General features: G+C 61.3%; 8 protein-coding genes and 2 pseudogenes. 9 read left to right on the top strand and 1 reads right to left on the bottom strand.

The window, feature by feature from the left end; all coding sequences use genetic code 11:
* From AB5Y92_RS05540 to AB5Y92_RS05505, 8 genes and pseudogenes are all read left to right on the top strand, one after another.
* A partial coding sequence (locus AB5Y92_RS05540; protein ID WP_368225885.1) for a YcjF family protein occupies window positions 1-644 on the top strand: 644 nt, incomplete at its 5' end.
* 158 nt (window positions 645-802) lie between these two features.
* Window positions 803-1,597: a phenylalanine 4-monooxygenase gene (gene phhA, locus AB5Y92_RS05535; protein ID WP_100645686.1), complete on the top strand. Its 795-nt coding sequence runs from the start codon at window positions 803-805 to the stop codon at window positions 1,595-1,597.
* A 63-nt stretch (window positions 1,598-1,660) separates the two neighbouring features.
* Entirely contained in the window at window positions 1,661-1,999 is a 339-nt protein-coding gene (locus tag AB5Y92_RS05530; protein ID WP_005352635.1) for a 4a-hydroxytetrahydrobiopterin dehydratase, read from the top strand.
* 33 nt (window positions 2,000-2,032) lie between these two features.
* Window positions 2,033-2,149 (top strand): annotated as a pseudogene (locus AB5Y92_RS05525) (4a-hydroxytetrahydrobiopterin dehydratase); the annotation flags it as partial.
* A 148-nt stretch (window positions 2,150-2,297) separates the two neighbouring features.
* A complete protein-coding gene (gene tyrR / locus AB5Y92_RS05520) occupies window positions 2,298-3,845 on the top strand; it encodes a transcriptional regulator TyrR (RefSeq protein WP_005333656.1) in 1,548 nt (515 codons plus the stop codon).
* 189 nt (window positions 3,846-4,034) lie between these two features.
* A complete protein-coding gene (locus AB5Y92_RS05515) occupies window positions 4,035-4,592 on the top strand; it encodes a YfiR family protein (RefSeq protein WP_005333646.1) in 558 nt (185 codons plus the stop codon).
* Complete coding sequence (locus AB5Y92_RS05510) at window positions 4,589-5,818, top strand: diguanylate cyclase (protein WP_040069357.1); 1,230 nt, start codon at window positions 4,589-4,591, stop codon at window positions 5,816-5,818. The genes AB5Y92_RS05515 and AB5Y92_RS05510 overlap by 4 nt, the downstream gene beginning before the upstream one ends.
* A 35-nt stretch (window positions 5,819-5,853) precedes the next feature.
* Window positions 5,854-6,342, top strand: coding sequence for an OmpA family protein (locus AB5Y92_RS05505; RefSeq protein ID WP_040069358.1), 489 nt, complete (start codon window positions 5,854-5,856; stop codon window positions 6,340-6,342).
* A gap of 95 nt (window positions 6,343-6,437) precedes the next feature.
* On the opposite strand, the gene AB5Y92_RS05500 is transcribed toward AB5Y92_RS05505, so the two are convergent.
* Window positions 6,438-7,175 (bottom strand): TerC family protein, encoded by a 738-nt coding sequence (locus tag AB5Y92_RS05500; RefSeq protein ID WP_005333641.1) that lies wholly within the window; start codon window positions 7,173-7,175, stop codon window positions 6,438-6,440.
* A 120-nt stretch (window positions 7,176-7,295) separates the two neighbouring features.
* On the opposite strand from AB5Y92_RS05500, the pseudogene AB5Y92_RS05495 reads away from it, so the two are divergent.
* A pseudogene (locus AB5Y92_RS05495) lies at window positions 7,296-7,480 on the top strand (ATP-NAD kinase); the annotation flags it as partial.

Below are 7,480 nucleotides of genomic sequence, written 5' to 3'. Positions count from 1 at the left end.
AGGATGTGCGCTCGCGAGCAGAAGATCTGCTTGCTCATCAGGGCGTCGGGCAGGGGCAGGCCTTTTGCGAAGGGTTGGCGGTCAAAAGTGGCGACAAGGGGCGCGAGGGGTATCAAATCTGGCTGGCCCAGCTCGATGAGAGCCACAGCGATCGGGAGGTGCTGACCCTCTACAGCCAGCTGGTACTCGGCGAGCGTGACAAGCTGGCCCAGGCGCGGGTGGCCAAATGGTCGGGGGAGGCCGCTGTTCTGGTGGCACTCAGCCCGCTCGCCACCGTCGACATGATGCTGATGTTGTGGCGCAACCTGCGGATGATCGAGGATATCGCCGATGTCTATGCCATCGAACTTGGCTACTGGAGCCGCATTCGCCTCATTCGTCAGGTGTTTCGCAACATGCTCTACGCCGGTGCCACCGAGCTGGTGACCGAGGTGGGGATGGACTTGCTGGGAGCCGAGTTTGCCGCCAAGCTCTCTGCCCGCGCGGCGCAAGGGGTGGGGGCCGGGCTGCTCACCGCTCGCCTTGGCCTGCGCACCATAGAGGCGTGCCGCCCGCTGCCCTGGTGTGCGGACGAAAAACCCAAGCTCGGCGAGCTGCGCAAGCGGCTGATCGGCCAGCTGGCGGGGTATCTCAATAAGCCTTGATGGCTGCTGGAGATTAATAGCGGTTGTCACAATTTATTTACAACTGTTTCAGGCAGCCGACTCATGGGTCGGCTGCTTTTTTTGTTGCCATTTCGTTACAGTGAAACCGTGATGAAACGGCAAGGCGCCTTGATATGGCGCCAGAGGATGGAACCGCTATGGCAACCTTTTACACCGCCCACCAGCCGGATGCTGACGGGGTGATCCACTACAGCAACGAGGAGCATGGTACCTGGCAGATCTTGATCGAGCGTCAGTTCGCCGCTCTTGCTGGCAAGGGGTGTGACGAGTATCTGGCCGGTCTCGACAGGCTGGGGCTGCCCCGTGATCGCATCCCCCAGCTGGCCGAGATCAACGCCGTCTTGCAGCCTGCGACCGGCTGGTCGGTGGCGGCAGTACCTGCACTTATCTCGTTCGATCGCTTCTTCGCCCTGCTGGCCAATCGCCAGTTTCCGGTGGCGACCTTTATCCGGCGCCGCGACGAGCTCGACTACCTGCAAGAGCCGGATATCTTTCACGAGATCTTCGGCCACTGCGCCATGCTGACCAATCCGGCCTTTGCCCACTTCACCCACCTATACGGTCAGTTGGGGCAGCAGGCGAGCAAGGAGCAGCGGGTTTTTCTGGCGCGGCTCTACTGGTTCACCGTGGAGTTTGGCCTCTTGGCAACGCCTGACGGGCTGCGTATCTACGGTGGCGGCATTCTCTCCTCCATCGGCGAGACAGCTTATGCCCTTTCCGGCAAGCCGCTGCTGCAACCCTTCGATCTGCTGACCGTGCTGCGCACCCCGTATCGCATCGACATCATGCAGCCCACCTATTTTGTGCTGCCGAGTCTCGATCATCTCTACCAGCTGACCGGGGAGGAGATCATGGCTGCTCTGGCGGAGGCCAGTCGGCTTGGCCTCTATCCGCCACGTTTTGAGGTTGCCGCTGGCAAACAGGCGAGCTGACCAAAAGCAAACAACCCTATTTCATTTTCATTAATTTTTCATTAATTCAAGCAGGAGTAACCCATGTCCGAACTGGCCAGCCAGCAGTGTGAAGCGTGCCGCGCCGATGCCCCCAAGGTGAGCGATGAGGAGCTGCGCGAGCTGATGCAGCTTATTCCCGACTGGCAGCCGCTGGTGGAGGAGGGGGCGCTGCAACTGCGGCGGGAATTTACGTTTCGCAACTTCAAGGAGGCGCTGGCTTTTACCAACCGCCTGGGGGAGCTGGCGGAGGCGGAGTTCCACCATCCCGCGATCCTGACCGAGTGGGGGAAGGTGACCGTCAGCTGGTGGACTCACAAGATCGGCGGATTACACCGCAACGACTTCATCATGGCTGCGCGTACAGACCAATTGCCCAGATAATCTCAGAACAGGTTGAGGCGGAGTATCCCCCTTCCTGCATTTCTGACCGAATGGGGGAAGGTAACCGTCAGCTGGTGGATGCATAAGATCGGCGGCTTGCACCGCAACGACTTCATCATGGCGGCGCGTACCGATCAGCTGCTCCGGTAATCACACCACACACCAGCGTCATCGGTTGACCCGGGCCTGCCTGCGAAAGCGGGGCGGGCCCGCATTTTTATGGGCTGGCGCTCGCACTGGGGGGATCGAGACTGTATTATCCGCTCATTCATAGAGTTAGCTAGGAAGTGTGTCCCGAATGCGTCTTGAAGTCAGCTGTGAAGACCGCCTGGGCCTGACCCGGGAACTGCTCGACCGCCTGGTGGAGCACAATATCGATCTGCGCGGCATCGAAATCGATACCTCAGGCATCATCTATCTCAACTTTCCCGAGCTGGAGTTCAGTGATTTTCAGCACCTGATGCCGGAGATCCGCCGCATTCCCGGCGTCTACGACGTCAAGACCATCCCCTACATGCCTTCCGAGCGAGAGCACCACGAAATCGAGGCGCTGCTCAAGGCTCTGCCGGATCTGGTTTTCTCTCTCGACAGCAAGGGCAAGGTGACCCAGGCCAACCAGTCGGCCCTCACCACCCTCGGCTTGCCGGTGGAGGAGGTGCGCGGCGTGGCGCTCGGTTCGCTGGTCAAGGGCTTCTCCTTCACCCGCTGGCTGGAGGCGAGCGAGATCAAGCCGCAGACCTGCAAGCTCAGTTTCAATGGCGAAGAGTATCTGGCAGATCTGATGCCGCTGTTCGTGGCAGAAGCCCGCGGCAAGCAGGCGCTGGCTGGGGCCGTGGTGGTGCTCAAATCTGCCCGTCGGGTCGGCCTGCACTTCAGCGCGCTTCATGCGGTGGAAGTGGGGGGCTTCGAGCATCTGCAGGCCGAGAGTCCCAAGATGAAAGAGGTGCTGTCGCAAGCGCGCAAACTGGCGATGCAGGACGCGCCGCTGCTGATCGTCGGCGAGACCGGCACCGGCAAGGAGCTGCTGGCCCGTGCCTGTCACGGGGCCAGCCTGCGCTCCAGCCACCCCTTTATGGCCCTCAACTGCGCTGCCATGCCCGATAACGTGGCCGAGAGCGAGCTGTTTGGTTATGCCCCCGGCGCCTTCGGCAACAACACCGAGGGCAAGCGCGGCGTGCTGGAGCTGGCGAGCGGCGGCACCCTGATGCTGGACGAGATCGGCGACATGTCTCCCCATCTGCAGACCAAGTTTTTGCGGGTGTTGCAGGATGGGGTATTCCGCCGGGTCGGTGACGAGCAGGAGGTGAAGGTCAACGTGCGTTTCATCTGCACCACCCAGAAGCAGTTGCTGGATCTGGTGCACGAAGGAACCTTCCGCGAGGATCTCTACTATCGCCTCAACGTGCTCAGTCTGGCGCTGCCCCCCCTGCGCGAGCGCAAGGCAGACATCATGGTGCTGGCCCAGCAGTTTGTCTCCCGCTTTGCCAGCGAGTTGCAGCGACCCCGTCCGCGCTTTACCCGCAACATGGCCGACTACCTGACCGCCTATCGCTGGCCGGGCAACGTGCGTCAGCTGCGCAACTGTCTCTACCGTGCCATGACCCTGCTGGAAGGGGATGAGCTGGGGCCCGAGCAGATCGACCTGCCGGTGGCGGCCGATACCATGCCGCTGATCGACGAGTGGTTTGAGGGGAATCTCGACGATGCGGTGAAGCGCTTCGAGAGCCAGCTGCTGGCCCGGCTCTATCCCGCCTTCCCGTCGACGCGCCAGCTGGCCAAACGCCTGGGCGTGTCGCATACCGCCATCGCCAACAAGCTGCGAGAATACGGCATCAGCAAGAAGTGATTTCCGTCTTGTTGCCTGCCACCAGAGAGCCCGTTACCAGACGGGCTCTCCGTTTTCTTTACACGAGCTCGGTAGATGATGGCGGGGTGAGACTTGTCAGGCCAGTGTCAGCCAACTTACTATCTGGGTTCATGTACCCAAACCGCAATGCCATAGCAGCGGTATTGTCAAGGCGACCACCTCCCGATCATGCTGTTACTCTTTTCCCCCCGTTTAACTGCCCGTCTTGCGCTCCTGTTGGTTGCGTTTGGCCTGCTGTTGCCCCGCGCGCTGGCGGAAACGGCCGCAGAGAGCCGGGCGACGGCGGTCAGGGAGCTGGTGCTCGATATCATGAGTTACACCCGCTGGCCCACCGAGCCTGCGGTGCTGCGTATGTGCGTGGCGGCGCCGACCGAATATGCCGGCGCCCTCTTTACCATCGATCGTCAGGCCAATGGCCGTACCGTGCAGGTCCATCGTTACGAGGCGAGCGATCCGGCCATCAGCGATCACTGCGATGTGCTCTATCTGGGAGTGCTCGACGAGCCGACCCGGATTGCGCTGTTTGCCCGTCTGCAGGGACACCCAGTGCTCAGCATCAGCGAATACAACCACGACTGTTCCACCAGCTCGGTGTTCTGCCTGCAGACCTCGCCGGACAGCGTGCGGGTGCGGTTTAAAGTGAACCTCGATGCTCTGGCCCTGAGCGGCGTGCGGGTGCATCCCGCCGTGCTCAAGCTGGCCCATGCCGACAAGGGGGTCCCATGAGACGACAGGTGAGCGCGGCTCCCCGCCGTCTGACCCTGCGTCAGAGCCTGGGGCGAACCCATCTGGTGGCCGCCATCACAGCCGTCAGCGTGGCAGGACTCTTTTTTACTCTGGTGGCCCTGCTGGTAGTGCGTTTTTACGCCGACCACAATCTGGAGCTGGTAGCCCGCGCCATCAGCTACAGCGCCGAGGCGGCGGTGGTGTTCCACGATGAGGAGGCGGCGAGCGAGGCGCTCAGCGGCATCGTTGCCAAGGAAGAGGTGGCCGAAGCCACTATCGTACTGACCAATGGCCAGCTGCTCGCCAGTTGGGAGCGCCCCAGAAGCAACCCGCTGGTGACGCTCGAAGACTATCTGGCCCAACTGCTGATGCCGGGGCCTGTCAAACTCCCCATGCTGCGGGGGGGTGAGCAGATCGCCACCATCGAGCTGCGCGGCCACGGTGAATACCTGTTGTTGTTTTTGCTCTCGGCGCTGCTGGTGATGGTGGTTTGCCTGATGCTGAGCGCCATGGTGGCACTCTATGTGGCTGACCGGATGCAGGTCTCCATCACCGCACCGCTGCGCAAACTGGCACTTGTCGCCCACTCGGTACGCAGACAGCGCACCCTGGGGATGCGGGCGCCACCGGCCGATATCGTCGAGATTAACGAGCTGGGGGATGACTTCAACTCCCTGCTGGACGAGCTGCAAGCCTGGCAGGCCCAGCAGGCCCGCGAAAATGCCAGCCTGCTCCATCAGGCGACTCACGATGCTCTCACCGGACTGCCCAATCGCGCCCTGTTTGAAGCGCGGCTCGCGCAGGCCATCTCCCTCGGCGAGCAAGAGGGGTTTGCGCTGCTCTATCTCGACTGCGATCGCTTCAAGCAAATTAATGACACGCTGGGGCATAACGCCGGTGACGATGTGCTGATCGCGCTCTCAAGACGGGTGCAGCATCAGCTGCGTCCGGATGATCTGGTGTTTCGCCTCGGTGGTGACGAGTTTGCGGTGCTGGTTGGCCCACTCCAGCGACAGCATGAGGTGGAAGAGGTGATTGGCCGCATCCAGCAGGCGATGAGCGAACCGGTGGCGCTGCGTGACGGTCGTCAGCTGGTGGCCGGGGTGAGTGTCGGCTTCGCCGTCTATCAGGCGGGCATGAGTGCCAGCGTGCTGTGTGATCAGGCCGATGCAGCCATGTATCTGGCGAAACGGGCGCGCCGCAGTGAACAGCAAACCATCGCCTGACTGGCAAGAATAACAACATAAACAAGGAGCAAACCATGAAGATCACCCACCTGTTGAAAGTGACCCTGCTGGGGTTGATGTTGTCGCTGCTGGCCGGTTGCCAGAGCGCGCCCAAGGGGTTGACCCCGGAGCAAATCGCCGTGCTCAAGGAGCAGGGCTTTTATCTGACCGATGAGGGGTGGACGCTGGATCTGGCCAACCGGGTGCTGTTTGCCAACAACGTGGGGGAGCTCAATCCCCAGACTCGCCAATCCGTTGAAAAACTCGGTAAAACACTGCTTGGCGTAGGGTTGGACAAGGCGCGGGTGGATGGCCACACCGATAATACCGGCGAGAGCAGCTACAACCAGCAGCTCTCCCTGAAGCGGGCTCAGTCGGTGGCCGATGTGCTGGTCTCGGTCGGCATGAAGCCAGCCAATCTGGAGATCCATGGCCGTGGCGAGACCATGCCGCTGGCGGATAACAAGACCAGAGAGGGCCGGGCCGCCAACCGCCGGGTTGCCATCGTCATCAGCGATCAATAACCCTTTCATCGTTTCGTTACCCATAAAAAAAGAGCGCCCGACCGGCGCTCTTTTTGATCGCGACAGCTGGGGTCGCGGGGGCATGTGGGGCAGGGTTACTGCGCGCTATTTTGCCCGTTATTGTCGTGATGGCTGCGCAGGCGGATGTTGATCATCTCCACCACCAGCGAGAAGGCCATGGCGAAGTAGATGTAGCCCTTCGGAATATGCAGGTCCATCCCCTCGGCCATCAGGGCGAAGCCCACCAGGGTGAGGAAGGAGAGGGCCAGCATCTTGATAGTGGGGTGGCTGTCGACGAAATCACCGATGGATTTGGCGGCAAACATCATGATGAAGACGGCGATCATGATGGCCAGCACCATCACCGGCACGTGATCGGCCATGCCGACTGCGGTGATCACCGAGTCGAGGCTGAACACGATATCGAGGATGGCGATCTGGATCAGGGTGCTGATAAAGCCCGAGGCCGCTTTGCTGACGCTTTCCGGCTCGGCCGCTCCTTCCAGGGTGACGTGGATCTCGTGGGCACTCTTGCCGATGAGGAACAGGCCCCCCAGCAGCAGGATCAGGTCGCGGCCGGAGATGGCTTCACCCAGCACGGTGAAGAGCGGATCGGTGAGGCGCATCACCCAAGCCAGCGAGAGCAGCAGCAGGATCCGGGTACCCATGGCGAGCCCCAGACCCAGAATGCGCGCTTTTTGACGCTGCGCCTCCGGCAGGCGACCTACCAGGATGGAGATAAAGATGATGTTGTCGATGCCCAGCACGATTTCGAGCAGGGTAAGGGTGGCGAGTGCGACCCAGGCAGAGGGATCAAGAACCCATTCCAGCATGATTGAACCTTGGTTGAAAATTGGTTGGAAAATTGAAGCAGCGCATTCTAGCAGGGGCGCCACTGCTTGTCCCAGAGGGGGGAAAAGATAAAAATGGTGGCCATCGCAAGGGAGGCAAGCATGTTTCGATTAGGGTTCATCATTAATCCGGTAGCCGGGATTGGCGGCGCAGTGGGGCTCAAGGGCAGTGACGGTGTGGTTGCCGAGGCGCTGGTCCGTGGCGCTGTGCCCAAGGCGCAGGAGCGGGCGCGGCAAGCTCTGTTGCCACTGTGCGAGCTGAATGTCCCGTTCGAACTGCTGACGGT

The organism is Aeromonas sp. R1-1 (genome assembly GCF_040908495.1).
In the GTDB taxonomy this organism is placed as follows: Bacteria; Pseudomonadota; Gammaproteobacteria; order Enterobacterales; family Aeromonadaceae; genus Aeromonas; species Aeromonas veronii.
This window is presented reverse-complemented; position numbering and strand designations above follow the sequence as displayed.

Bases quoted from the DNA above. Each gene is read 5' to 3' on its own strand.
- AB5Y92_RS05510 (WP_040069357.1), top strand. From the start codon at position 4,589: ATGAGACGACAGGTGAGCGCGGCTCCCCGCCGTCTGACCCTGCGTCAG.
- tyrR (WP_005333656.1), top strand. From the start codon at position 2,298: ATGCGTCTTGAAGTCAGCTGTGAAGACCGCCTGGGCCTGACCCGGGAA.
- AB5Y92_RS05505 (WP_040069358.1), top strand. From the start codon at position 5,854: ATGAAGATCACCCACCTGTTGAAAGTGACCCTGCTGGGGTTGATGTTG.
- AB5Y92_RS05530 (WP_005352635.1), top strand. From the start codon at position 1,661: ATGTCCGAACTGGCCAGCCAGCAGTGTGAAGCGTGCCGCGCCGATGCC.
- phhA (WP_100645686.1), top strand. From the start codon at position 803: ATGGCAACCTTTTACACCGCCCACCAGCCGGATGCTGACGGGGTGATC.
- AB5Y92_RS05500 (WP_005333641.1), bottom strand. From the start codon at position 7,175: ATGCTGGAATGGGTTCTTGATCCCTCTGCCTGGGTCGCACTCGCCACC.
- AB5Y92_RS05515 (WP_005333646.1), top strand. From the start codon at position 4,035: ATGCTGTTACTCTTTTCCCCCCGTTTAACTGCCCGTCTTGCGCTCCTG.